General features: G+C 66.4%; 24 protein-coding genes. 15 read left to right on the forward strand and 9 right to left on the reverse strand.

The window, feature by feature from the left end; translation table 11 throughout:
* Positions 1–37 precede the first annotated feature (37 nt).
* The 4 genes from ACQR13_RS27090 to ACQR13_RS27105 form a co-directional block, all read right to left on the reverse strand.
* Entirely contained in the window at positions 38–688 is a 651-nt protein-coding gene (locus tag ACQR13_RS27090; RefSeq protein ID WP_316171297.1) for an Mpo1-like protein, read from the reverse strand.
* Between the two features lie 247 nt (positions 689–935).
* Positions 936–1,130, reverse strand: coding sequence for a DUF2783 domain-containing protein (locus ACQR13_RS27095; protein ID WP_315716512.1), 195 nt, complete (start codon positions 1,128–1,130; stop codon positions 936–938).
* Entirely contained in the window at positions 1,127–2,764 is a 1,638-nt protein-coding gene (locus tag ACQR13_RS27100) for an FAD-dependent oxidoreductase (protein WP_434863417.1), read from the reverse strand. The genes ACQR13_RS27095 and ACQR13_RS27100 overlap by 4 nt, the downstream gene beginning before the upstream one ends.
* A 51-nt stretch (positions 2,765–2,815) precedes the next feature.
* Positions 2,816–3,358: a VOC family protein gene (locus tag ACQR13_RS27105; RefSeq protein ID WP_315716514.1), complete on the reverse strand. Its 543-nt coding sequence runs from the start codon at positions 3,356–3,358 to the stop codon at positions 2,816–2,818.
* Positions 3,359–3,482: 124 nt separating this feature from the next.
* Between ACQR13_RS27105 and ACQR13_RS27110 the strand changes: the two genes are divergently transcribed.
* Both ACQR13_RS27110 and htpG read left to right on the forward strand, forming a co-directional pair.
* A complete protein-coding gene (locus ACQR13_RS27110; protein WP_434863418.1) occupies positions 3,483–4,001 on the forward strand; it encodes a MarR family winged helix-turn-helix transcriptional regulator in 519 nt (172 codons plus the stop codon).
* Positions 4,002–4,069: 68 nt separating this feature from the next.
* Positions 4,070–5,941: a molecular chaperone HtpG gene (gene htpG, locus ACQR13_RS27115; RefSeq protein WP_315753715.1), complete on the forward strand. Its 1,872-nt coding sequence runs from the start codon at positions 4,070–4,072 to the stop codon at positions 5,939–5,941.
* A gap of 26 nt (positions 5,942–5,967) precedes the next feature.
* On the opposite strand, the gene ACQR13_RS27120 is transcribed toward htpG, so the two are convergent.
* Complete coding sequence (locus ACQR13_RS27120) at positions 5,968–6,954, reverse strand: Bug family tripartite tricarboxylate transporter substrate binding protein (protein ID WP_315753713.1); 987 nt, start codon at positions 6,952–6,954, stop codon at positions 5,968–5,970.
* Between the two features lie 176 nt (positions 6,955–7,130).
* Between ACQR13_RS27120 and ACQR13_RS27125 the strand changes: the two genes are divergently transcribed.
* The 5 genes from ACQR13_RS27125 to ACQR13_RS27145 all read left to right on the forward strand — a co-directional run bounded on the left by ACQR13_RS27125 (position 7,131) and on the right by ACQR13_RS27145 (position 13,802).
* Positions 7,131–8,936, forward strand: coding sequence for a long-chain-acyl-CoA synthetase (locus ACQR13_RS27125; protein WP_315753711.1), 1,806 nt, complete (start codon positions 7,131–7,133; stop codon positions 8,934–8,936).
* A 127-nt stretch (positions 8,937–9,063) separates the two neighbouring features.
* Entirely contained in the window at positions 9,064–9,309 is a 246-nt protein-coding gene (locus tag ACQR13_RS27130) for an acyl carrier protein (protein WP_315716519.1), read from the forward strand.
* Positions 9,296–10,684, forward strand: coding sequence for an AMP-binding protein (locus tag ACQR13_RS27135; RefSeq protein ID WP_315753709.1), 1,389 nt, complete (start codon positions 9,296–9,298; stop codon positions 10,682–10,684). Before ACQR13_RS27130 ends, ACQR13_RS27135 begins: the two co-directional genes overlap by 14 nt.
* On the forward strand, positions 10,677–11,408 hold the full coding sequence (locus ACQR13_RS27140; RefSeq protein ID WP_315753707.1) for an SDR family NAD(P)-dependent oxidoreductase: 732 nt from the start codon (positions 10,677–10,679) through the stop codon (positions 11,406–11,408). Before ACQR13_RS27135 ends, ACQR13_RS27140 begins: the two co-directional genes overlap by 8 nt.
* Before the next feature lie 99 nt (positions 11,409–11,507).
* Complete coding sequence (locus tag ACQR13_RS27145) at positions 11,508–13,802, forward strand: heavy metal translocating P-type ATPase (RefSeq protein ID WP_315753705.1); 2,295 nt, start codon at positions 11,508–11,510, stop codon at positions 13,800–13,802.
* A gap of 10 nt (positions 13,803–13,812) precedes the next feature.
* Here ACQR13_RS27145 and ACQR13_RS27150 read toward each other — a convergent pair whose 3' ends face one another.
* Positions 13,813–14,220 (reverse strand): hypothetical protein, encoded by a 408-nt coding sequence (locus tag ACQR13_RS27150; RefSeq protein ID WP_315716524.1) that lies wholly within the window; start codon positions 14,218–14,220, stop codon positions 13,813–13,815.
* Between the two features lie 156 nt (positions 14,221–14,376).
* On the opposite strand from ACQR13_RS27150, the gene ACQR13_RS27155 reads away from it, so the two are divergent.
* Positions 14,377–15,093 (forward strand): MgtC/SapB family protein, encoded by a 717-nt coding sequence (locus ACQR13_RS27155; RefSeq protein ID WP_434844724.1) that lies wholly within the window; start codon positions 14,377–14,379, stop codon positions 15,091–15,093.
* A 213-nt stretch (positions 15,094–15,306) separates the two neighbouring features.
* Here the strand turns inward: ACQR13_RS27155 and ACQR13_RS27160 are convergent, their stop codons facing one another.
* A complete protein-coding gene (locus tag ACQR13_RS27160) occupies positions 15,307–16,107 on the reverse strand; it encodes an RMD1 family protein (RefSeq protein ID WP_409977997.1) in 801 nt (266 codons plus the stop codon).
* A 152-nt stretch (positions 16,108–16,259) separates the two neighbouring features.
* Between ACQR13_RS27160 and ACQR13_RS27165 the strand changes: the two genes are divergently transcribed.
* Entirely contained in the window at positions 16,260–17,408 is a 1,149-nt protein-coding gene (locus ACQR13_RS27165) for a DUF3095 domain-containing protein (protein WP_315716526.1), read from the forward strand.
* A 6-nt stretch (positions 17,409–17,414) separates the two neighbouring features.
* On the opposite strand, the gene ACQR13_RS27170 is transcribed toward ACQR13_RS27165, so the two are convergent.
* Positions 17,415–17,849: a DUF2147 domain-containing protein gene (locus ACQR13_RS27170; protein ID WP_315716527.1), complete on the reverse strand. Its 435-nt coding sequence runs from the start codon at positions 17,847–17,849 to the stop codon at positions 17,415–17,417.
* A 1,036-nt stretch (positions 17,850–18,885) separates the two neighbouring features.
* Entirely contained in the window at positions 18,886–19,419 is a 534-nt protein-coding gene (locus tag ACQR13_RS27175) for a GNAT family N-acetyltransferase (RefSeq protein ID WP_315753701.1), read from the reverse strand.
* 106 nt (positions 19,420–19,525) lie between these two features.
* Here ACQR13_RS27175 and ACQR13_RS27180 point away from each other — a divergent pair, with 106 nt between their 5' ends.
* The 6 genes from ACQR13_RS27180 to ACQR13_RS27205 all read left to right on the forward strand — a co-directional run bounded on the left by ACQR13_RS27180 (position 19,526) and on the right by ACQR13_RS27205 (position 23,620).
* The gene (locus ACQR13_RS27180; protein WP_315753699.1) at positions 19,526–20,125 is read left to right on the forward strand and encodes a superoxide dismutase; all 600 of its coding nucleotides are present in this window, start codon (positions 19,526–19,528) and stop codon (positions 20,123–20,125) included.
* Positions 20,126–20,301: 176 nt separating this feature from the next.
* The gene (crcB, locus tag ACQR13_RS27185; RefSeq protein WP_315753697.1) at positions 20,302–20,688 is read left to right on the forward strand and encodes a fluoride efflux transporter CrcB; all 387 of its coding nucleotides are present in this window, start codon (positions 20,302–20,304) and stop codon (positions 20,686–20,688) included.
* Between the two features lie 196 nt (positions 20,689–20,884).
* On the forward strand, positions 20,885–21,103 hold the full coding sequence (locus tag ACQR13_RS27190; RefSeq protein WP_434863419.1) for a hypothetical protein: 219 nt from the start codon (positions 20,885–20,887) through the stop codon (positions 21,101–21,103).
* Positions 21,103–21,864 carry a metal ABC transporter ATP-binding protein gene (locus ACQR13_RS27195; RefSeq protein ID WP_316171305.1) on the forward strand — a complete coding sequence of 254 codons (762 nt, stop codon included), beginning with the start codon at positions 21,103–21,105 and terminating at the stop codon, positions 21,862–21,864. Before ACQR13_RS27190 ends, ACQR13_RS27195 begins: the two co-directional genes overlap by 1 nt.
* Positions 21,861–22,733 carry a metal ABC transporter permease gene (locus tag ACQR13_RS27200; protein ID WP_434844725.1) on the forward strand — a complete coding sequence of 291 codons (873 nt, stop codon included), beginning with the start codon at positions 21,861–21,863 and terminating at the stop codon, positions 22,731–22,733. The genes ACQR13_RS27195 and ACQR13_RS27200 overlap by 4 nt, the downstream gene beginning before the upstream one ends.
* A gap of 11 nt (positions 22,734–22,744) precedes the next feature.
* On the forward strand, positions 22,745–23,620 hold the full coding sequence (locus ACQR13_RS27205; protein WP_316226924.1) for a metal ABC transporter substrate-binding protein: 876 nt from the start codon (positions 22,745–22,747) through the stop codon (positions 23,618–23,620).
* The last annotated feature ends 46 nt before the right edge of the window (positions 23,621–23,666 follow it).

Consider the following 23,666-nt stretch of genomic DNA (forward strand, 5'->3'; position numbering starts at 1 on the left):
TCCCGCCGCGGGACCGGCCGGCGGCGGGAACTCGCGATCAGGTGAGATGCGCAGCTTCTTCGGCCTCGTCCTCGGCGGCGCCCCAATGCGAGGCGTCCTTGATGGTTGGATCGATCAGCTCGCCGCGCAGCAGCGCCAGCGGCGACTTCCAATACAGCGCGATGTTGTGGAACGGGTCGGTCAGCACCTTGAAGGCCCAGATCAGGCCCGTCGAGACATCCTGCATTGCAAACAGCTGGATGACGCGAAACAGGCCGCCGCCGATGCCGACCGCGAGCCAGAGCAGGCCGACGTGGCGGACGAAGTCCATCCGGCCGGTCGGCTCGGCGAACAGGCCGAACAGCGTCGGAAACGCGAACAGCGCCACCGGCACCAGGCCCCACACCGTCAGCAGCACGATCTTGCGGGTCTGATTGTAGCCGACCTTGACCGCTTCCTTGTAGTCGTTGCTGACGCCGTTGACGTGGTCATAGCCGTTCGGTTCGAAGAAGAAGTGCCCGGTCTGCCGCGTCAGCATCGCGAGCCAGCCGACCAGGCCGGCCATCGCCGGATCCTTGAACAGCAGCGCATAGCACACGAGGAAGATCACGGCGCTGACCAGGTGCAGCGTCTGATTGATCCGGCTCTGATGATAGTAGCGATAGTCGTCGAAGCGCTGCGTCTGCAGCGTCTTGTAGTAGCGCGACATGCGAATCCCCGTGCCGTTGTGGAACGAGGCGAAGACGTAGAGGGCCTCGGTGAAGGTGGCGTGACATTATGATGTTGTCACAATGAAACCGACCGGGATCGGATCGGGAGCCGCAATGTGCGCAAGCGAGCGGACTCTGCGCCGGCGCACGACTCGCCGGCTGGTCTCTCTGTCTGCCGCAAAATGCGGAGAAACGGCTTTGATCCGGATCAAAGCCGGCTGCCGATGTGACGTGTTGCGGCCTGCGTCAGCCGGCGGGCGACCTTGCCAGCCGGATCGCCTCGCTCAGGATCGCCCGGTCACCGATATGGTTGGCGAGCAGCAGCACCAGCCTGGCGTTCATGCGCAGCGCCTCGTCCTCGCCGAGGTCGCGCTGGCCGCCGATCAGCTCGGCATAGAAGTCGTCGGGATCGCTGATGTTCGGGGTGAGGGTCAGGCTCATGCTGCAAGCTCCTGCTGGACCGCGCCGCGCCTGCCGCAGGCGCGCCGAACCGCGTCCGTGATCGCGTCCCCGTCGAACTGCGGCCAGCGGGCGGTGACATATTGATCGGGACGGAACAGATAGGTCGTGCCGGCCGAGGCGCCGTATCGTGCCGCGAGCAGGCCCGTGGCATCGGCGATGTCGCGACCGACGACGATCACCTGCGCCGTGATGCCGTCGATGGTGAGCTGCTCGGCCGTCACGGCGGGGTCGAACGTGACCACGGTGAAGCTGGAGCCGAGACAGTTCAGCAACCAGCCGGGCTCGCCCGCGATCGTCACCGGTGCATCGGCGGCATTGGTGCCAGGCGTCATCGCGCCGGGGACGTTGCCGCCGTCAGGCGTATTCAACGACGACGCGACATAGGGCGTCGGCGTCGACAGCCGGCCGCTGTTGACCAGCGGCCGCGCAAAGCTGTGGTTCTGTGCGAGGTCGAGCACGGCGTCGCGGTAAAGGCGACTCGCTTGCGTCTTCGGCGTGATGAAGTCGGTCGCGCGCGTCGAGTTCAGGATGTTGTCGTCGGCGGCAAAGGCGCGCTCCTCGTGATAGCTGCCGATCAGGCTCTCCGGCGCCTCGCCGCGCAGCACCATTGCCAGCTTCCAGGCGAGGTTGTCGATGTCCTGCACGCCGGTGTTGGCGCCGCGGGCGCCGAACGGCGACACCTGGTGCGCCGCGTCGCCCGCGAAGAGGACGCGGCCGTGACGGAAATTGTCGATCCGGCGGCAGGCGAACTGATAGATCGACACCCATTCGAGCTCAAATTCGGTGCTCTCGCCGAGCATGGCCCGGATGCGTGGGATCACGCGCTCGGGCTTCTTCTCCTCGTCCGGATTGGCGTCCCAGCCGAGCTGGAAGTCGATGCGCCAGATGTTGTCGGACTGGCGATGCAGCAGCACCGACTGCCCCGGATGGAACGGCGGATCGAACCAGAACCAGCGCTCGGTCGGAAACTCCGCCTTCATCCTGACGTCGGCGATCAGGAAGCGGTCCTGAAAGAACTGGCCCGTGAACTCGGCGCCGACCATGCGCCGCGTATCGGAATTGGCGCCGTCGCAGGCGATCACCCACTGCGCCTCCATGGTGAAGATGCCGTCGGGCGTCTCCACCGCGAGCACAGCGCACTCGTCGGTTTGCTTGAGGCTGACGAGCCGATGCTTCCAGCGCAGATCGATCAGCGGAGTCCTGTTGCAGGCATCGACCAGAATCTCCTCGAGATAGTATTGTTGCAGGTTGATCATTGCCGGCCAGCGATGGTCGGGCTCGGGCAGCAAATCGAATTGATAAGAGAGCTGGTCGCGGAAGAACACCTTGCCGATGTTCCAGCTCACGCCCTTTTCCACCATCGGCGCGGCGCAGCCGAGCCGATCCCAGATCTCGAGCGGGCGCTTGGCGTAGCACACGGCGCGAGAGCCGATGCTGACGGTGTCGTTGTCGTCGAGCACGACCACCGGCTGGCCGCGGGCGGCGAGATCGAGCGCCGCCGTCAGGCCGATCGGCCCGGCGCCGATCACGACGATCGGATGGCGGCGGGTCTCGCCGCTGCGCTGCTCTACCGAGCAGACATAGGGAAATCGCGGATAGACATAGTTGCTCATGGCTGCCTCGCCTGGCGCGTTGCGGTCGGGACTGTCGGGACGAGCAATCGCTCAGTCGCTGCCTGCGAATTCCTTCTCGTGCATCCAGGCGGTGTGCCGCGGCGGCTTCTTGGTGGTCGCCCATTCGTCGACCATGGCGTGGGCGACCGACTTCATCCGCGCGATCTGCTCGGGCGTTGCAGTCCAGGCCGCGATCTCCAGCCGATGGCCGCTCGGATCATGGAAATAGATCGACTTGAAGATGGTGTGGTCGGTGATCCCGACGACGTCGAGGCCGGCGGCCTCGGCGCGCGCCTTGGCTTCTTCCAGCTCCTCCATGTCCTTGACTTGGAAGGCGATGTGCTGGGTCCATTCCGGGGTGTTCGGATCGCGGCCCATCGGCGGCGAGTTCGGCAGCTCGAAGAAGGCGAGGATGTTGCCGTTTCCCGCATCGAGGAAGATGTGCATGTAGGGATCGGGCGCCTTGGTCGAGGGCACCTTGTCCTCGGCGATGGCGCCGAGCAGGTCCATGTTGAGGACCTTCTTGTAGAACTCGACCGTGGCCTTGGCGTCGACGCAGCGATAGGCGACGTGATGGATCTTCTCGATCTGCATGATTGTCCTCCCGTTGTTGGCAGGATAGTAACGAATGATACGATTGCGCGGCATTGATCCAGATCAACCCGACCGGGATCGGATCGAGGTCGCCAGGGGCTGGAAGGACGAGGACAGAGACGCAATGACGAAGCCGGCCACCGACATGCGCGACCGCGAGCAGGGCGAGGCGGCCACGGAGCGCGAGCTCCGATTGCAGCGCTATTTTCCCTACCGGCTGGCCCGGCTCGCCGAACAGGTGTCGCTGGCGGTGGCGGAGGTCTATGCCGACCGCTTCGCGCTGTCGCGCCAGGAATGGCGCATCTTGGCGGCGCTGGGCGAGCAGCCGCAATTGCCGACCAAGCAGATCGGCCGGCTGACGACGCTCGACAAGATGAACGTCAGCCGCGCCATGCAGAGCCTGGAGGCGCGCGGGATCGTCAGCCGTAGCCGCGATCCCGAGGATGGACGGGAGCGGATCGTGGCGCTGACGGCCGCCGGGCGGGCTCTGTACCGCAGGATCGTGCCTCATGCGCTGGCGCGCGAGGCCGATCTGCTCAGCGTGCTTTCGGCCGCCGAGATCGCGACCCTCGACACGGTCATCGACAAGCTGCTCGCGGCCGCCGAACGATCGCTCGATGATCCTCCCGGCCGAAAGGCTTGATCGGTGCCGCCGCCGCGCTATATCGACGGTCTCTCTCCACCCCTGATAGCATGGGCCAACGTACGACGATGACCGACACCGCCACCGTTAGCCATTCCTTCCAGGCCGAAGTCTCCGAGCTGCTCCATCTGATGGTGCATTCGGTCTACTCCGAGACCGACATTTTCCTGCGCGAGCTGATTTCGAACGCCTCGGACGCCTGTGACAAGCTGCGTTACGAGGCGATCGCCAGACCCGATCTGATCGGCGACGGCGAGGCGCCGCAGATCCGCATCATCCCGAACAAGGCCGCTGATACGCTGACCATCGCCGACAGCGGCATCGGCATGGAGCGCCAGGAACTGATCGACCATCTCGGCACCATCGCCCGCTCCGGCACCAAGGCGTTCGTGCAGAAGCTGGCCGAGGCCAAGGACGGCACCGGCCTGATCGGCCAGTTCGGCGTCGGCTTCTACTCGGCCTTCATGGTCGCCGACCGCATCGTCGTGATCAGCCGGCGCGCCGGCGGCAGCGAGGTCTGGACCTGGACCTCGTCGGGCGGCGCGGGCTTCGAGGTGGCGCCCGCGTCCGAGGAGGATGCCAAGCGGGTGACGCGCGGCACCGAGATCGTGCTGCACCTCAAGGACGACGCCAAGAAATATCTCGAAACCTATGAGATCGAGCGCATTGTCACCGCCTATTCCGACAACATCCAGTTTCCGATCATGCTGGTGCCGGAGGAGGGCGAGCCGCGCCAGATCAACTCCGCCAGCGCGCTGTGGCAGCGCTCGAAGTCCGAGCTGACGTCCGACGACTACAGCAAGGCCTACAAGTCGATTGCGCACGCGTTCGACGAGCCGGCGATGACGCTGCACTACCGGGCCGAGGGCCGCTATTCCTACGCGGTGCTGCTGTTCGCGCCGTCGACCAAGCCGTTCGACCTGTTCGAGCCGGCGCGCAAGGGCAAGGTCAAGCTCTATGTCCGCCGCGTCTTCATCACCGATGACGCCGACCTGATGCCGGCCTATCTGCGCTTCATCCGCGGCGTGATCGACAGCGAGGACCTGCCGCTCAATTTGTCGCGCGAGATGCTGCAGAACAATCCGCAGCTGGCGCAGATCCGCAAGGCCGTGACCACGCGCGTGATCGGCGAGCTGGAGCAGCTCGCCGACAAGGATGCCGAAAACTTCGACAAGATCTGGGATTCGTTCGGCGCCGTGATCAAGGAAGGCCTGTACGAGGATTTCGAGCGCCGCGACAAGCTGCTGGCGCTGTCGCGCTTCACCACGACATCGGGCGAGCGGCGCTCGCTGAAGCAATATGTCGAAGGTCTCAAGGAGAACCAGACCGAGATCTATTTCCTGGTTGGTGACAGCATCGAGCGGCTGAAGTCCAATCCGCGGCTCGAAGCCGCCAAGGCGCGCGGCGTCGAGGTGCTGCTGCTCACCGATCCGGTCGATGCGTTTTGGACCTCGGCACGGCTGGAGTTCGACGGCAAGCCGCTGAAGTCGCTGAGCCAGGGCGACATCAACTTCGATCCGATCCCGGTGACCGAGCCGAAGCCCGAGGACGAGGCACAGCCGGCGGCCGACGAGGCCAATACGATCGCGCTGATCAAGGCAAGTCTCGGCGACCACGTCACCGACGTGAAGGTCTCGACCCGGCTTACCACCAGCGCGTCGTGCCTGGTGGCCGGCAGCCATGGTCCGGATCGCGAGTTGGAGCGCATCCTGTCGCAGCAGGCGCGCGGGGCGCGCACCAAGCCGATCCTCGAGATCAATCTGCGCCATCCGCTGGTCGTCGCCGTCGCCAAGGCCGCCGCCGACAAGGCCAAGGTCGACGATCTGTCGTTCCTGCTGCTCGAGCAGGCGCAGATCCTCGACGGCGAACTGCCGGAGGATCCGGCCGCCTTCGCGGCCCGTCTCAACCGGCTGGTGCTGCAGGGCGTCGCGGGGGCCTGAGGCAGGCGGGTCGCCGGGCGCGGAGGTCAGTTCTTCGCGCTCACCTGCGGGACCAGCTTGCGCCAGTGCATGATCTCGGCGCGGTAGGTCGCGGCATAGACGCCGACGTCGCCGGTGAGCGGCGTGGCGCCGACCTCGGCGAACTGCCTGCTGATGTCGGGATCGGCCAGCGCGGCGTTGATCTCGCGGTTGAGCAGCTCGACGATGGCTTTCGGCGTGCCGTGCGGCACCGCGACGCCATAGAAGCCGGAGGTTTCGAACGCCGGCAGCACGTCGGCGACCGGCGGCAGATCGGGGAAGGCGGCGGCATGCTCGCGCGTCGTGACGGCCAGCGCCCGGACCTTGCCGGTGCGCAGGAGGTCGGCGGCGGAAGCGGCGTTGTCGAACATCGCGTGGATATGGCCGGAGGCGAGGTCGGTCAGGGCCGGCCCCGAGCCACGATAATGCACGACGGACCAGGTGATGCCGCCGAGCGTCCGGAACAGCTCGGCCGACAGCAGCTGGACGGTGCCAGGACCGGCGGAGCCGACGCTGAGCTTGCCCGGGTTGGCCTTGGCATAGGCCAGGAATTCGGGCAGCGTCTCGACCGGCAGCTGCCGGCTGACCAGCAGCAGCAGCGGCATGCGCGCCATGCCGGCGACGGGGATGAGATCGCCCTCGGCGCCGGGCGAGCGGTCGGTCGAGGCCGTAATGACGTTGGCGGTCGAGGTCGCAAGGATCGTGTAGCCGTCCGGCGCGGCGCTCGCGACGCTCTTGGTGGCGGTCGCGCCGCCCGCACCCGGCCGGTGATCGAGCACGAAGGGCTGGCCCAGTCGGCGGGTCAGCCGATCGCAGATCAGGAGCGACAGCCGGCCGGTGGCTCCGCCCGGGGCAAACGGAATGACCCAGGTGACGGGCTGAGCCGGATAGGGCGCATCAACTCCGGCGAACGCCGTGGTCGAGGTCACGGCTGCAACGCTGCTCCAGGCGGCGCAGCGCAGCAATGCGCGTCGTGTCATCGTGTCCTTGGGCATGCCGGCCTTCGCGTTGGCATGTTCTGGGAGCGGTAGGATAACCGGCATTTCCGAGAACTTCGTAAAGGATCGCATTCGCATCAACAGCGACGCACTCTCGGCCGGTTAACCCTCCCGCTTAACGGCCGGTCAGGCCACCCGGCCTATAAGCACGCCGAATTGGGGTGAGGGCGTTCATGAACTCCGGGCAGTCGGATCGATCTGTGGAACTCAGCACGGCCCCTCGGAAGCCGTCGGCGGCGAAAATCTGGCTGAAGGCGATCGAGCTGACCTCGCGCATCGAGGCAGAGCCGGCGCGGCTGTTCGCCGACGTGGTGGACGACTGGGCCGCGAAGCAGCCCGAACGGCCGGCGCTGATCTCCGATCGCGAGACGCTGAGCTATTCCGCCCTGTCTGGGCGCATCAACCGATACGCCCGCTGGGCGCTGGCCAATGGCATCGGGCCTGGCCACACGATCGCTTTGATGATGCCGAGCCGGCCCGACTACCTGGCCGCCTGGCTCGGGATCAGTCGCGTCGGCGGTGTGGTTGCGCTCATCAATGCCAATCTCATCGGCCCGTCGCTTGCGCATTGCATCAATGTGGCTCGGCCAGTCCATGTGATCGTCTCCAAGGACTTCCATGAAGCCTATACGGAGGTTGCGCCGTTGATCGCGGGCGGGCCGCGTGTCTGGATTGCCGGCGGCGGCGATCTCGACGTCGCGATCGCCGCGATGGATACGCACGCGCTCGACGCGACTGAGCGCCGCGCCGTGACGATTAACGACCGCGCGCTGCTGATCTACACCTCCGGCACGACGGGCCTGCCCAAGGCCGCCAGTATCAGCCATCGCCGCATCATGAACTGGGGCGGCTGGTTTGCCGGCCTCACCGGCGCAGGTCCCGACGATCGCCTCTATGACTGTCTGCCGGTCTATCATTCCGTCGGCGGCATCGTCGCGCCCTGTAGCATGCTGCGCGCCGGCGGTGCGGCGGTGCTCGCGGAGAAATTCTCGGCGAGCAATTTCTGGCGCGACATCGTCCGTCACGATTGCACGCTGGTGCAATATATCGGCGAGCTCTGCCGCTATCTGCTGGCCGCCGCGCCATCCGATTTCGACCGCGCCCATCGGCTGCGGCTCGCCTGCGGCAACGGAATGCGCGGCGACGTCTGGGAGGCGTTCCAGGCGCGCTTCGCCATCCCCCAGGTGCTGGAATTCTATGCCGCGACCGAAGGCAACTTCTCACTCTACAATGTCGAGGGCAGGGTGGGATCGATCGGGCGCGTGCCGTCGCTGCTTGCGCATCGCTTTCCCGCCGAAATCATCAAGCTGGATGCCGACCAGCGCGCACCCTTGCGCGGACCCGACGGGCGGTGCCTGGTCTGCGCGCGCGGCGAGATCGGCGAGGCCATTGGCCGCATCGGTACGGCGGACCAGGGAGGCGGCCGCTTCGAAGGCTATACCGATACGGGCGAGACCGAGAAGAAGATCCTGCGCGACGTCTTCGCCAAGGGCGATGCCTGGTTCCGCACCGGTGACCTGATGCGCCAGGACGACCAGGGCTTCTTCTATTTCGTCGATCGTCTCGGCGACACCTTCCGCTGGAAGGGCGAGAACGTCGCGACCAGCGAGGTGAACGAGGCGATCCTGCAATGTCCCGGCGTGTTGGAAGCATCGACCTATGGTGTCGTCGTGCCCGGCAGGGACGGACGCGCCGGCATGGCTGCGCTCGTCGTCGGCGACAGCTTCGATCTCGATCGCCTCTCTCTAGAACTTGCCCGCCGATTGCCGCCCTATGCTCGGCCGGTGGCGCTCCGCATCACGTCGTCGCTGCAGTCGACCGAAACATTCAAGCAGAAGAAGCAGGCGCTGATGCGCGACGGCTTCGATCCGTCGATCGTGCATGAGCCGCTCTACGTGCGCGACGCCGGGACGGGTGCCTATTGCCTGCTCGATCGGGATCTCCATGCGCGGATCCTCGCCGGCGAGGTTCGTTTGTAGATGATTTTAATCATAGGCCATGATGGGTATTTACCAACGGTCCCGAAAGATGGCTGGCAAGTCCGGCTTCCTTCACCTTCTCGTCCTATGGTCGGTTTCATCGTTTGAACAGTGAGCGGATTGGCCCATGTCGGTACGGTTAAGAATCATTGCAGCGATCAAGCAGATTGCGGACGAGCAGAAGGTCAAGCTGCCGCCGCTGACCGACGAGCTGACGTTGCACGAGACCGGCTTCGACTCGCTCGCTTTCGCCATCCTGGTCGCCCGTCTCGAGGACGATCTCGGCGTCGATCCGTTCACCCTGTCCGAGGATGTGACGTTCCCCAACACGATAGGCGACTTCATCGGGGCCTATGAGAATGTCCCCGCGTGAGATCTTCGCCCTTCGCGACCATCTCGGGGCGGCGCTGACCGAACGGACGATCTCCGATCCGCGTCACGTCATATCGCTCGCCGAGCTGTCGCGCGGAAGCTGCCTCGGCGGCCGCGCCGCAGAGCTCAACGGACGTTCGGTGCTGCTGGCGACCTCCGGCCAGCTCCTCGCCGGCCTCGCGCTGATCGAGATCGACGGCGTCGCACGACGCATCCTGTTGTGTCCGCCGGATCTCAAGGGCGAGCATCTCGCCAGCATCATCGCCGATGCTGAAATCGACGTCATCGTGACCGATGAGGTCCAGCGTTTCGGCGCTTGCGGCGTCGATCTCGTGATCGAGGTCGCCCTGCCGCGGCCTTCTGCCGTGGTCGTGCAGACGGTGTGCGCCACCGAATGGCTGATGCTGACATCAGGCACGTCGGGCGTGCCGAAGATTGTCGGGCATACTCTGGATGGCCTGTGCGGCGCGATCATCGGCGACCGTCCGGGTCCTGGCGAAGCCATGCCGGTGTGGGCGACCTTCTACGACATCCGCCGCTATGGCGGCCTGCAGATCTTCCTGCGCGCCATCGTCGGCGGCGGCTCGATGGTGCTGTCGGATCCCGGCGAGGGGCTCGCGGACCAGATCGCGCGTCTCAACGCGCGCGGCGTCACTCACATGTCCGGAACGCCGTCGCATTGGCGCAAGCTGCTGATGAGCGGATCGGTCGAAGGCTTTGCGCCGCGCTATGTGCGTCTCTCCGGCGAGATCGCCGACCAGGCCGTGCTCGACGGATTGAAGCAGGCATTTCCCGACGCTTCGATCGGTCATGCCTACGCCTCGACGGAGGCCGGCGTCGGCTTCGCGGTCAATGATGGGCTGGAGGGTTTTCCTGCGACGCTGCTCGGCGAGGGCCGCGGGGCCGTCGACATGAAGGTCGTCGACGGCTCGCTGCGCATCCGCTCCAAGCGTGCCGCGCACGCCTATGTCGGACGCTCTGCCGCCGCCCTGACCGACACGGATGGCTATGTCGACACCGGTGACATGGTCGAGCTGCGCGGCGATCGCTACTACTTCGTCGGACGCCGCAACGGCATCATCAATGTCGGCGGGCTCAAGGTCCATCCCGAAGAGATCGAAGCCGTGATCAATGGCCATCCCGAGGTGCGGATGTCGCGCGCCAAGTCGCGGCGCAGCCCGATCACCGGGGGCATCGTCGTCGCCGAGGTCGTGCTGACGGCGGATGCCGATCCGGTACGGAGTGAGACGGTCCGCAATGAGATCCTGGCCGCGTGTCGCGCGCGTCTCGCGGCCCACAAGGTGCCGGCGATGATCCGCGTCGTGCCAGCGCTCGACGTCACTCCGGCCGGCAAGCTGGCGCGCGCCGATGCATAATGTTCTCGTCACCGGCGGCAGCCGTGGCATCGGGCTCGCCATCGCGCGCAGGCTCGCGGGAGCGGGCTATGACGTCATCGCGGTGGCCCGCCGGGAGAGCGACGAGCTGCGCGCCGCGATGGCCGAGTTCAGCGCCAGCAGCGCCGGCATTCATTTCCGCGCCTGCGACCTCAGCATCGTTGATGAACTACCGGCCTTCGTGAAGTCGGTGCGCGACGAGTTCGGTCCGCTCTATGGTCTCGTCAACAATGCCGGTCTCGGCACCGAGGGCCTGCTCGCGACCATGCATAATTCGGAGATCGAGGCACTGGTGCGGCTGAACGTGCTGGCGCCGATGATCCTGACGAAATACGTCGTTCGTCACATGATGGCCGCGGGCGAAGGCCGGGTGATCAACATCTCCTCGATCATCGCCTCTACCGGCTACAAGGGCCTGTCCGTCTACGGAGCGACCAAGGCGGCCGCCAACGGCTTCACGCGCTCGCTGGCGCGCGAGGTCGGCAAGGTCGGCATCACCGTGAACGCGATCGCGCCGGGCTTCATCGCCACCGAGCTGACGCAGAGCATGGACGAGGAGCAGCAGCGACGCATCGCCGGCCGCAGCGCGTTGCGGCGGCTGCCGGAAACGGATGACGTGGCCGCGATGGTTGAATTCCTGCTCAGCGACGGCGGGCGCAATGTCACCGGTACCGTGCTGACGGTCGACGCAGGCAATACCGCCTGAGGCCATTTGCGGCGATCGGTCGCTCTCGCCGTTGATTTCGCTCAAGCGTCCGACGCGCGGCAGCAGCGATAGTGCCGGCGCAATCCGGAACCGGTATCCATGTTCGAGCGCATTCTGCGGTGGACCCTCGTCGTGATCGCAATCGCGGGCCTCGCCGCGGGCGGCCTCGCGCATGTGCTCGGTCGCCCCGATCTTGCCGGGATCGCGTTCACGGCCTCGACCGTTCCTGTCATCCTGGGGCTGATCGTCTCGATCGTCCGCGATTTCCTGGCCGGCCGCATCGGCGTCGACGCGATCGCGCTGGTGTCGATGAGCGCGGCGATCATCCTCGGCGAGCCGCTGGCCGGCGCTGTCGTGGCGCTGATGTATTCCGGAGGCAACGTGCTGGAGGACATTGCCGTCGCCCGCGCCGAGCACGATCTGCGCGCGTTGGTCGATCGCGCGCCGCGTGAGGCGCATCGCCGCCGTGGCGACGAGATCGACAACGTTCCGATCGCCAGCGTCGCGGTCGGTGATCGCCTGATGGTCCGCGCCGGCGAGATCGTCCCGGTCGACGGCATGGTCGAAACAACCATCGCCGTCGTCGACGAGTCGGCGCTCACGGGCGAGCCCATCCCGGTGATGAAGACGCGCGGGATGGCGATCCTGTCGGGATCGGTGAACGCCGGCGACACGTTCGAAATGGCGGTCACGGCGACCGCGGGCGAAAGCACCTATGCCGGCATCGTCAAGCTGGTGACGACGGCCCAGACCGCGAAAGCGCCGTTCGTGCGGCTTGCCGACCGCTACGCGCTGATCTTCCTGCCCGTAAGCCTCGCTATTGCGGGGGCCGCCTATTTGGCCTCGGGCGATCTGATCCGGAGTCTTGCCGTGCTGGTGGCGGCAACGCCGTGCCCGCTGATTCTCGCCGCACCCGTCGCTTTCATTGCGGGCGTGGCGCAGGCGGCCCGAAGCGGCATTCTGGTCAAAGGCGGCGGCAAGCTCGAGGCGCTCGCGCGTGCCCATACCGTGCTGTTCGACAAGACGGGCACGCTGACCGTCGGCGGCGCGCGGCTGCTCTCGGTCGACGCCGCACCGGGCGAGGACGCCGATGCGGTCCTGCTGCTCTGCGCATCGCTCGAGCAGGCCTCGCACCACGTGGTGGCGCACGCGATCGTTCAGGCCGGCCAGGCCCGCGGGCTGAAGCTGAAGGTGCCCGAACAGGTCAGGGAAACCATGGGCTCGGGCCTCGAAGGTCTGATCGATGGCCGCCCTGTGATGGCCGGCTCGCGCGACCTCGTGCTCGGCAGCCGCACGCCGCCGGCTTGGGCGGCGCGCGCGATCCGCCGGGCGTCGTGGCGTTCGGCCCTGATCGTCTTCGTTGCCGTCGAGGGGCGCCCGATCGGGGCGCTGCTGCTGGCCGACGAGTTGCGCGCGGATACGCCGCGGGCGATCCGCTGGCTGCGCGAGGCCGGCATCGCGCGCATGGTCATGGTGACCGGGGATCGCGCCGCGGCCGCCCAGGCGATCGGCGCGGCGCTCGACCTCGACGCCGTGCTGGCGGACCGTGTCCCCTCCGACAAGGTGGAGGCGGTCAAGAGCGAGCAGCGGCTGCATCCCACCATCATGGTCGGCGACGGCATCAACGATGCCCCGGCGCTGGCCTCTGCCGACGTCGGCATCGCGCTCGGCGCCCGTGGTGCCAGCGCCTCGTCGGAAGCCGCCGACGTGGTTATTCTCGCCGATCGGCTCGATCGCGTCGGCGAGGCGATCGTGATCGCGCAGCGCGCCCGACGCATCGCCCTGGAGAGCATCTTCGTCGGCATGGGCCTGTCGTTCGTGGCGATGGGCGCAGCGGCCTTCGGCCTGCTGCAGCCGGTGCCTGCGGCCCTGGTCCAGGAGGCCATCGACGTCGCCGTCATCCTGAACGCGCTCCGCGCTCTGTTCCCGGCCAGGCGCGGCAAGGCCGGCCGGATCACGGCCGAAGACGGCCGAGGGCTCAGGCATGATCACCAGGCGCTGCTGCGCGGCCTCGACCGCCTGCGCTCGATCGTCGATGCGCTCGACGAAGCCTCGCCGGACGGCGCCGTGGCGCTGATCATGGAGGCAAACGGCTTGGTGCAGGACAAGGTCGTGGCGCATGAGCGCGACGACGAAGGATCGGTCTATCCGAAGCTCGCGCGGCTCCTGCAGGAGAGCCATGGCCTGTCGGCGATGAGCCGGGCGCATCGCGAGATCCTGCATCTGGCGCGCCTGCTCGGCCGGCTGGTCGAGGATCTGCCGTCCGAGCATGTGGACCGCTATCTGATCCGCGATGCGCAACGGGTGATCGAGGCGATCGAGACGCTGGTGCGCATGCACACGGCGCAGGAGGACGACATCTATGAGGCCGTGGTGGCGCGCTCGGCCGCCTGAACCGTTCGCGTCAGCCCGGATGCCGCGGCAGGTCGATCCGTTCGTTGGCGAATTCCGCAGGACCTTCGATCAGGCGGCGGATCCGCCGCTGGCGCTCCTCGGCCGACAGACTCGGATCGAGCATCCGATCGATCAGCCGGATCGCATTCTGCTCGATGGCGACGGGATCCCGCGACGTGGGCTGCCCGGCTGCTGCCGGCCGCGATGCATGCAGGCCGATCGTGAGCAACTGGCCGATGGCGTCGGAGCGTGTCATCTGGTGAGCCTCCGCCCAGGCGTCGATCTCGGCGGTGAGCTCCTGGGACAGCTTCACCGCACTCACCGCATCATGTCCCAGCCGGACGGCCGGGCTGTGATCCCTGCGGACGTCGGAGAATGGCGTCATGTGTTTGCCGGACGTCATCTGCCTGTTGATCATATCAGCCTAAAGTATGCGGGAGGGACTGGGATTTGATTTCGATCAAGGACGTCCTAAGAAAGCGGCCTCTCGCGGCGGTTCCGCCGCCGGATGCCACGCGTGTCGCTGCTGCCAGGCAGGCCACGGAGCTTAATACTGCAGACAGTCAGCAAGCCCATGCGATTCCTCCACACTTTCCAAGTCTATGATTTCCTCGACACGCTCGTCAGCCTGTTCGCAGCTTTCGTGCTGGGGACGCTGATCGGCGCCGAGCGGCAATACCGGCAGCGCAGCGCCGGCCTGCGCACCAACGTGCTGGTCGCCGTCGGCGCGGCCGCCTTCGTCGATCTCGGCAACCGCCTGACCGGCGCCGACGGCGCGGTGCGGATCATCGCCTATGTGGTGTCGGGCATCGGCTTCCTCGGCGCCGGCACGATCATGAAGGAGGGCATGAACGTCCGCGGGCTCAACACCGCGGCGACGCTGTGGGCGTCCGCCGCGGTCGGCGCCTGCGCCGGCGCCGACCTGATCGCGCAATCGGTGGCGCTGACCGTGTTCGTGCTGGCCGGCAACACGCTGCTGCGGCCGCTGGTCAACGCGATCGATCGCATCCCGCTCAATGCGCAGACGTCGGAGGCGCACTACGAGATCGTCCTGACCACCGACGGGCCGCGCGCCGCCGAGCTGCGCGAGGCGCTCGACGAGCGGCTGGAGGCGGCCAAATACCCGGTGCGGGAGACCGAGGTCGTCTATCGCTCCGAGGACATCGTCGAGATCGTCGCGACGCTGGTGCCGCTCGCGGTCGATACGGTCGATCTCGACCGCGTCGTGTCCGAGCTGGCGAAGCTCGCCGGGGTCCGTCATGCGACCTGGAACGTCAGGGCGTTGGTGTGACGGCATTGCCGGACCAGCATCGCCGCACCGGCGGCGGGGCGCTCGCCACACCTCGTGGCTGCCGGCCGCCGGCGGCCGTGGCAAGCTCCCCACCCACGTCATGGTTCGATATCCCCTGCATCGCTCATCGCGCCCATGCGAAAGTTCCATGTCGCGCCTGAACCATCGCTGAATGCAGCGCCGTCAGTCGTCAGGCGCGCGGCAGCTCCATCGTCAGTGCCCGCCGCGGGCGAAGATCTCATAGAAGCCGAGCACGATCTCGCAGGCGATCAGGATGACGACGATGACCTCGAGCCGCAGCGAGCGCTTGGTGTCGATGATGTCGGCGAGCGTGGTCGCCGTCTCGGCGATCACCGCGAGCTTGCGGTTGAGGGTGTCCTCGCGCTCTTTCAGCTCATACTCGTCCTCGAGCCGCGCATAGAGCCGCTCCAGATCTGGCCGGTCCCACAACACGTCCGGCTTTTCGCCGACGGCCACGCGGCCGGAGACGCGGTGCTGCACCAGCAGCGCCTCGCCGAGCAGCTTGAGCATCGCCACCCGGCTCTTCGATGTTCGTCCCAGCATCGCCAGCTCGCGCGCGAACGGCTCGATGGTGTCGAACACGTTGGCGATCTCGCGCTCGCTGCGGCCGAGCACGACGCTCTTCGCCAGCGCATCGGCGACGATGAGCAGCCGCTCCAGCGACAATTCCTTGACCAGGACCGGGCCGCCGACCGGGATCGGCTCGTCGGATTCGCGCGCGACCTGGACCTTGGCCGTCTCTTCCTCGTGGGGGGCGATCGGGCCGAACAGCCGCGCGCTCAGCCGGTCGAGGAAGTTGATCTCCTCGGCCACCGACAGGCCGATGAAGACGACGACGCCGTAGCGGAAGACCACGGCTACTCCCGTCTCGCCGATGCGGACCGCGAGCGGCGTCGCCGACAGCACCTGGCCTTCGAAGCCGGCGGTATTGATGCGGTCCGCGATCTGGAGCGCGCGGGCGGCGAGTTGTGGAACGGGGGAGGAGTCGGCCATGATGGTGAAAGGCTAGCACGTCGAGCCCGACAGAACGATAACGCGGCGCAAGCCTGGCGACACGTCCGTTGCCGAATATCGCTGCCTGAACCCGCTTGACAGGAAGGAACGTAGCTCCTCATTGGACGCGCACCCCGGATGGATGCCTCTCGATGTCGAAGACCAGTGCTGCGGACTACTATGCCTCGATCCCGGTGTTTCGCGGCTTCGCGCGCCTGATGGAGCCGCAGCTCTACCAGCCGGTGCCGGACGACTGGCTGATCGGCACGGCCGACATCGTCGAGTCGACCAAGGCGATCGCCGACAGGCGCTACAAGGCGGTCAACATGGCCGGGGCGGCGGTCATCGCCGCGGTCACCAATGCCTTGGAGGGGCGCGAATTCCCGTTCGTGTTCGGCGGTGACGGCGCCAGCTTCGCCGTCAGCCCGGATGACGAAGCGGCCGCGCGCGAAGCCCTTGCCGCCACCGCGACCTGGGTCAGGGAGGATCTCGCTCTCGCGATGCGCGTCGCGCTGGTGCCCGTGACGGCGATCCGCGCGCAGGGGCTCGACGTCCGCGTGGCGCGCTACGGTCCGTCGGCCAATCTGTCCTATGCGATGTTCGCGGGCGGCGGAGTGGGCTGGGCCGAGGCCGCGATGAAGCGGGGCGAGTTCGCGATTCCCCCGGCGCCGTCCGGTGCGCAGCCCGATCTGTCCGGACTCTCGTGCCGCTTCGAGGAGATTCCGGCGGCGCGCGGCGTCATCCTGTCGGTGCTGGTGCTGCCGGCTCCCGGCGCGGATGCGCAGGCCTATCGCAAGGTGATCGAGGAGATCATCACCCTCACCGAGCGCAGCCCCGATGCCGGGCGGCCGGTGCCGGCCGGCGCGCCGGCGTTGCGATGGCCGCCGCAGGGATTTGGCTACGAGGTCCGCGCCGCGCGCGGACCGCTGTTGTCGCGCTGGGCCCGCGTGCTCGGACGTACGCTGTTCGTCTATGCCGTGATGCGGTTCAACATCAGCATCGGCGGCTTCGTGCCGGATCTCTACAAGCAGCAGGTGGTCGAGAATTCCGACTTCCGCAAATATGACGATGCGTTGCGCATGATCCTCGACTGCACCGACGAGCTCGCGCAGGAGCTGGAGCGCCGGCTCGGCGCGGCGGCTTCGCGCGGCATCGTCCGCTACGGGCTGCATCGGCAAGATGCCGCGATGATGACCTGCTTCACGCCGTCCGCGATCCGGCCGGATCACGTCCACTTCATCGACGGCGCGCGAGGCGGCTATGCATCGGCTGCGACCGCGTTGAAGGCCGCGGTCGCCTGAGAGTGATCAGCGCGCGCGGGTCCAGGTCTCGCCGCCGCACAGCGATCCGACGCAGCCTTCCACCTTCAGCGTATCCGGGCCGGAGACGGAGATGTGGCTGGTGTAGCTCTGGCCGTCATCGGCGTTGTAGATCTTGCCGGACCATTTGTTCGGCCCCTCCGAGTGAACGCCTTCGAACAATTGCAGGCCGATGATCGGGCGGTTGGCCAGCGCGCGATTGGGATTCTTGTTGTCGACGGCCGGCTTGCCGGTGTCGGTGTCCATCGGCTCCTTCAGCCACACGACGGTGCCGCAGAGATTGGCGCCGCATTTGGCGACCTTGATCCTGGCGTCGCCCGCCTGGGTCAGCCAGGTGCCGGTCGGATCATCGGCGGCCAAAGCGGGCTGCGCCATCACGACGGTCGCCAGCGCAAGACCAGCCAAACGCAATTTCCAAATCATCTTACCCCCCGTTGAAGCCGCGTTTCCATAACAGCAAACGGCGCAGTTGCAATCGCAGAGGAGCGGTTGTCCAAAGCGGGATCATCACGATCAGGTGCATGGCTGCCGAGCCGTCTCAATTCCTTGTTCGGTTGTCTCATGCATGTGCCGGGAAATGGTTTTGATTGCGGCAACAAACTCGGCTGTCGTCCCGGCCCTTGAACCGGGATCCATACCCCCAGGGAGCGGTTCGAAACGCGCCGGCGATTGGCTTTTCGCATCTCGCGTCGCCGCCGCGTATGGGTCCTGGATCGGCGCCATGCCGCGCTGGCGCGCGTCACGGCTTGTCCGGGACGACGACGGCGGGTGAGGCGGTTTCACGGTTCAAACAGCGATGGACATGGCTTTGCAGTCTCGCGGCGCATCGCGCCCGAGGTCTGCGATCAGTTCGTCCCTCTCGAAATGCAGAGGGCGCAGGGAATGCCGGGTGAAGGCCTCACCCATGGCCCGCCTGCGAAAAGAATGCAGGCGGCAGGTACCACAGGCAAAGCCGATTCAACCGGCATTCCCTGCGCGACGGTCTTCACGCTTATACGCAGTCTCCCTGGTGCGCCGGGCTTGTTGGCCACCATCCCCAGCGCCATGCGTGAGCATTGCGCCAGGTTGACACCAGCTTCGGGGTGTCAGGACGCTGCGACTTCACGTCCGCGTGCTACCGTTCGTCCGCACGCCGAGTAAGCATGCTGCGGCAGCAACGCGGCCATCGCATCCCCACCTCGCGTGTCGTGACGATCGCGCGCTACGCCCCTCTGCGGTGAGGCGGGATGCCGGGATACAAGCATGATTTCTTGAAAAACGCAAGAGAATTATTTTTTTCGGAATACGGGCCATGTGATCCGCTGTCGTCCCGGCCTCGAGCGGGGACCCATCCTCCGCAGCGGACATCATGGGCAAAGTGCCATGACCAGCGTGCCTCAAACGTCTGCCTGGGGGTAGGTCGTCCCGGATCTGCGCGCGCGTACCGCGCGCTTGTCCGGGACGACAGGGGAGAGCGGCCTCACCACGGCAATCCGCAGAGGTCGATGGTGCCGCGGGTCGGCGCAGTGCGCTTGACGTCGTGCACGAGCGCAGACAGCGTGTCGAAGCGGATGCGGCCCTGGTCGGGCTGCTCGGCGTAGACGTCGCCGTCGAACGGGATGAAGCCCCTTGCGCCGTAGAAGGCGATGCGATCCGGCGCGCAGAACAGCACGGCGTAGTTGATCGAGTCTTCGTGCCGCAGGGTCTGGATCGCGGCGTTGAGTCCCACGGTGGCCAGGCCACGATTGCGCACGTCCGCGCGCGTCAAAACGCCGCCGATGCCGCCGATGTTGACGTTCTGCCCGTTCCATTTCACCAGGCGGCGATAGATGCCGACGTGGCAGAGCAGGTCGCCGCTCTCGTCTTGCACCAGCACGCGCAGATCGGCATGCGCAAAAGTGATACCTGCCCAGGGTAGGCTCGCGACCACCTCGGGCGGCCAGATCGCGTCATACAGCGGCTTCGCCAGCGGCCAGGACGTGTCTCCATTCAGGACCTCGATCTCGATGCTCATCAAATCGGCTCGCTTTTTCCAGAATCACGGTGTTTTACGGCGTCGGAACCTTCTATAAGGAGGTCCCGTTAAATCCCGTCTTCTCACAAGTTGCGGAACCGACCCCATGACCTTTACGCTCCCCCCTCTGCCCTACGCCTATGAAGCCCTCGGCCCCTACATGTCCAAGGAGACGCTCGAGTACCACCACGACAAGCATCACCAGGCCTATGTGACCAACGGCAACAATGCGATCAAGGGGACCGAATTCGAAGGCAAGTCCCTCGAGGAGATCGTCAAGGGCTCGTTCGGCAAGAACCCCGCCGTGTTCAACAATGCCGGCCAGCATTTCAACCACATCCATTTCTGGTCCTGGATGAAGCCGAACGGCGGCGGCTCCAAGCTGCCCGGCCGGCTCGAGAAGAAGATCGACGAGGATCTCGGCGGCTTCGAGAAGTTCAAGGCCGACTTCGCGGCCGCCGGCGTCGGCCAGTTCGGCTCGGGCTGGTGCTGGCTCTCGGTCAAGAACGGCAAGCTCGAAATCTCCAAGACCCCGAACGGCGAGAACCCGCTGGTGCACGGCGCGACCCCGATCCTCGGCTGCGACGTCTGGGAGCACTCCTACTACATCGACTATCGCAACCGCCGTCCCGACTATCTGAAGGCGTTCGTCGAGAACCTGATCAACTGGGATTACGTCGACGAGCTCTACGGCAAGGCGATCTGATCGCTGACGCAAGCAAGTGACCAGGGCGGCGGCTTCGGCTCGCCGCCCTTTTTCATGGCAAGGCTTTTGACGAGGGCGATCCTTGCAAGAGCGGCGCCCTTGCGGCAAGAGTTTTGCTCCATTCGCGACGAGGGCAGGGCATTCCGTCTCTCGATGCGGTCTGCAGGTAAGGTCCCGTGAATCAACTGGTCGGATTTCTTCTCGTCTTCTTCGGCGGCGGCTGCGGCGCCTCGCTACGGCACGCGATCAACATGGCCAGCGCCAAGGCATTCGGGACGGACTTCCCGTACGGCACCTTCATCATCAACATCACCGGCTCCACCGTGATGGGTCTGATCGCCGGGTATCTCGCCTTCAAGGGCGGCGCGCCCCAGCATTGGCGGCTGTTCCTGATGACCGGCATTCTTGGCGGCTACACCACGTTCTCGGCGTTCTCGCTCGACACCGCGCTGCTGTATGAGCGGGGCGCGTTGGGACTGGCTGCGGTCTACGTGCTGGGGTCGGTGGGGATCTCGATCGCCGGCCTGTTCGCCGGCCTGGCGCTGGTGCGGTATTTCAGCTGACGCGCTGGTTGACGCGCGGCGGTCTGTCTCCGCCGTCATTGCGAGCGCAGCGAAGCAATCCAGAATCCCTCCGCTTGGGCAGCCTGGATTGCTTCGCTGCGCTCGCAATGACGGGGTGAGAACCACGACCTCCGATGCCACAAACGCCCCGCCTGCGGTGGACAGCGGTGATGTTATAATGTAACATCATGACGAAATGACGCAGTCTGCCCTCGATAGCCACGGCCATTCGCATGCGCATGCGCACGCGCACGGGCATGGTCACGGCCATGCCCACAGCCACGGTCCCGCGGCGCCGCATCCGGCGCAGCCCGCGCCGTGGTCGATCCTGCGCATGCCGGTGACGACGCGGCTCGGCGCGGCGCTCGCGGCGAGCGCGGTGCTCTGGCTGATCGTCTGGCTGGCGATGCGGTGATGACGGTCATGGCCCAGCTGCAATTCCGCGACGTGACCCTGGGCTACGACCGCCACCCCGCCGTGCATCACCTTACCGGTGAGGTCGCGACAGGGGCGCTGCTCGCCGTGGTCGGCCCCAACGGCGCCGGCAAGTCGACGCTGTTTCGCGGCATCGTCGGGCTGTTGAAGCCGCTCGCCGGCACCATCGCCGCGGCCGGCCTGAAGCCGCGCGAAATCGCCTATCTGCCGCAGATCGCCGATATCGACCGCTCCTTCCCGATCTCGGTGTTCGATTTCGTCAGCACCGGACTGTGGCGCAGCACCGGCATGTTCGGCGGCATCGGCGCGGCCGCGCGCGAGAAGATCGCGCAGGCGATCGCGGCCGTCGGCCTCACCGGCTTCGAGGGTCGCGGCATTGGCACGCTCTCGGGCGGCCAGATGCAGCGCATGCTGTTCGCGCGCGTGCTGCTGCAGGATGCCCGCGTGATCGTGCTCGACGAGCCGTTCAATGCGATGGACACGAAGACCTCGGCCGACCTGTTGCAACTGATCGAGCACTGGCATGGCGAGCGGCGCACCGTGCTGGCGGCGCTGCACGACATGGACATGGTGCGCGCGCATTTCCCGCAGACCCTGCTGCTGGCGCGCGAGGCCGTGGCCTGGGGACCGACGGCGGAGGTGCTGACCGCCGATAACCTGTCGCAGGCGCGTCGGATGTGCGAGGCGTTCGACGATGCCGCCGCGCCCTGCGTGCCGGCGCAAGCCTCCAAGGCGGCATGATGCTGCGCGAGGTGCTGTTCGCTCCGTTCTCGGATTTCGAGTTCATGCGCCGCGCGCTCGCCGCGGTCGTCGCGCTGTCGCTCGGCTCCGGACCGATCGGCGTCTTCCTGATGCTCAGGCGCATGAGCCTGGTCGGCGACGCCATGGCACATGCGATTCTTCCCGGCGCGGCGATCGGTTTCCTGCTGTCGGGTCTCAATTTGTTTGCGATGACGACCGGCGGCCTGATCGCCGGCTTTGCCGTGGCGCTGCTATCGGGCCTCGTCTCGCGCTCGACCGGGCTGAAGGAGGACGCGTCGCTCGCGACCTTCTATCTGGCGTCACTGGCGATCGGCGTCACCATCGTCTCGGTCAAGGGCACCAACGTCGATCTCTTGCACGTGCTGTTCGGCAACATCCTGGCGATGGACGACCCGACCTTGCTGATGGTCGCGACCAACGCCACCATCACGCTCGTCGTGCTCGCCGTGATCTACCGCCCGTTGGTCGTCGAGAGCGTTGATCCCTTGTTCCTGCGCACCGTGAGCCGGGCGGGCGCGCCGGCGCATCTGATCTTCCTCGCCCTGATCGTCGTCAACCTCGTCAACGGCTTCCAGGCGCTCGGCACCTTGCTTGCGGTTGGCCTGATGATCCTGCCGGCGGGGATCGCCCGGTTCTGGTCGCGCGACGTCACGCCGATGATCTGCATCGCGGTCGCCTCTGCGATCGTCTCCGGCTATGTCGGGCTGGTGCTGTCGTTCCAGACCCGCATTCCCTCGGGGCCTGCGATCATCCTGGTCGCGTCCTTGCTCTATCTCGCCTCGGTGCTGTTCGGACGCGTGGGCGGCGTGCTTCCGCAACTGTTTCCGGGACGTCACCTCGAAGCCTGAAGTCGATGCCCATGAAACGCCTGTTGCCCACCCTGAGCCTGCTGTTTGGCCTTGTTCTGATCGTCCCCGCATCGGCCGAGACCCGGCTGAAGGTCGTCACCAGCTTCTCGATCCTCGCCGACTTCGTCCGCCAGGTCGGCGGTGACAAGGTCAATGTCGCCTCGCTGGTCGGGCCGGACAGCGACGTGCACGTCTACACGCCGACGCCGCATGATGCGAAGGATGTCGGCGCCGCGCAGCTCCTGATCGTCAACGGCCTCGGGCTGGAGGGCTGGCTGCCGCGGCTGCAGCAGGCCTCCGGCAGCAAGGCGCCGATCGTCGTCGCCACCCAGGGCATCACCCCACGCAAGCGCGGCTCGGATGCCGATCCGCATGCCTGGCAGTCGGTCGGCAATGCCAAGGTCTATGTGAAGAACATCCGCGATGCGCTGGTCGCGGCCGCCCCCGCAGACGCGGAGGTCTTCAAGGCCAATGCGGAACGCTATCTCGGCGAGCTCGATGCACTCGACCGCGAGGTCCGCGCCGAGATCGACAAGATCCCGGCCGAGCGGCGCAAGGTGATCTCGACCCATGACGCCTTCGGTTATTTCGCCGATGCCTATGGCGTCCAGTTCATCGCCCCGCTCGGCGTCTCCACCGAGACCGAGCCGTCGGCCCGCGACGTCGCCGAGATCATCCGCCAAGTGAAAAAAGCCGGGATTCCGGCCGTCTTCCTGGAGAATTTCAACGATGACCGGCTGGTCGGCCGGATCGCCGCCGAGACCGGCGCGAAGATCGGCGGCACGCTGTATTCCGATGCCCTGAGCGAGGAAAAGGGTCCCGTTCCCACTTACATTGCCATGGTCCGGCACAATATAAGGGCTCTGACGAGCGCGCTGGTCCGTTAGGGTTCTCGAGCCCTCGCGGTAGTGCGCTTTTGAGCCATTTTCGACG

The sequence above is a fragment of the Bradyrhizobium sp. HKCCYLRH3059 genome, from assembly GCF_051168035.1.
Lineage (GTDB): Bacteria > Pseudomonadota > Alphaproteobacteria > Rhizobiales > Xanthobacteraceae > Bradyrhizobium.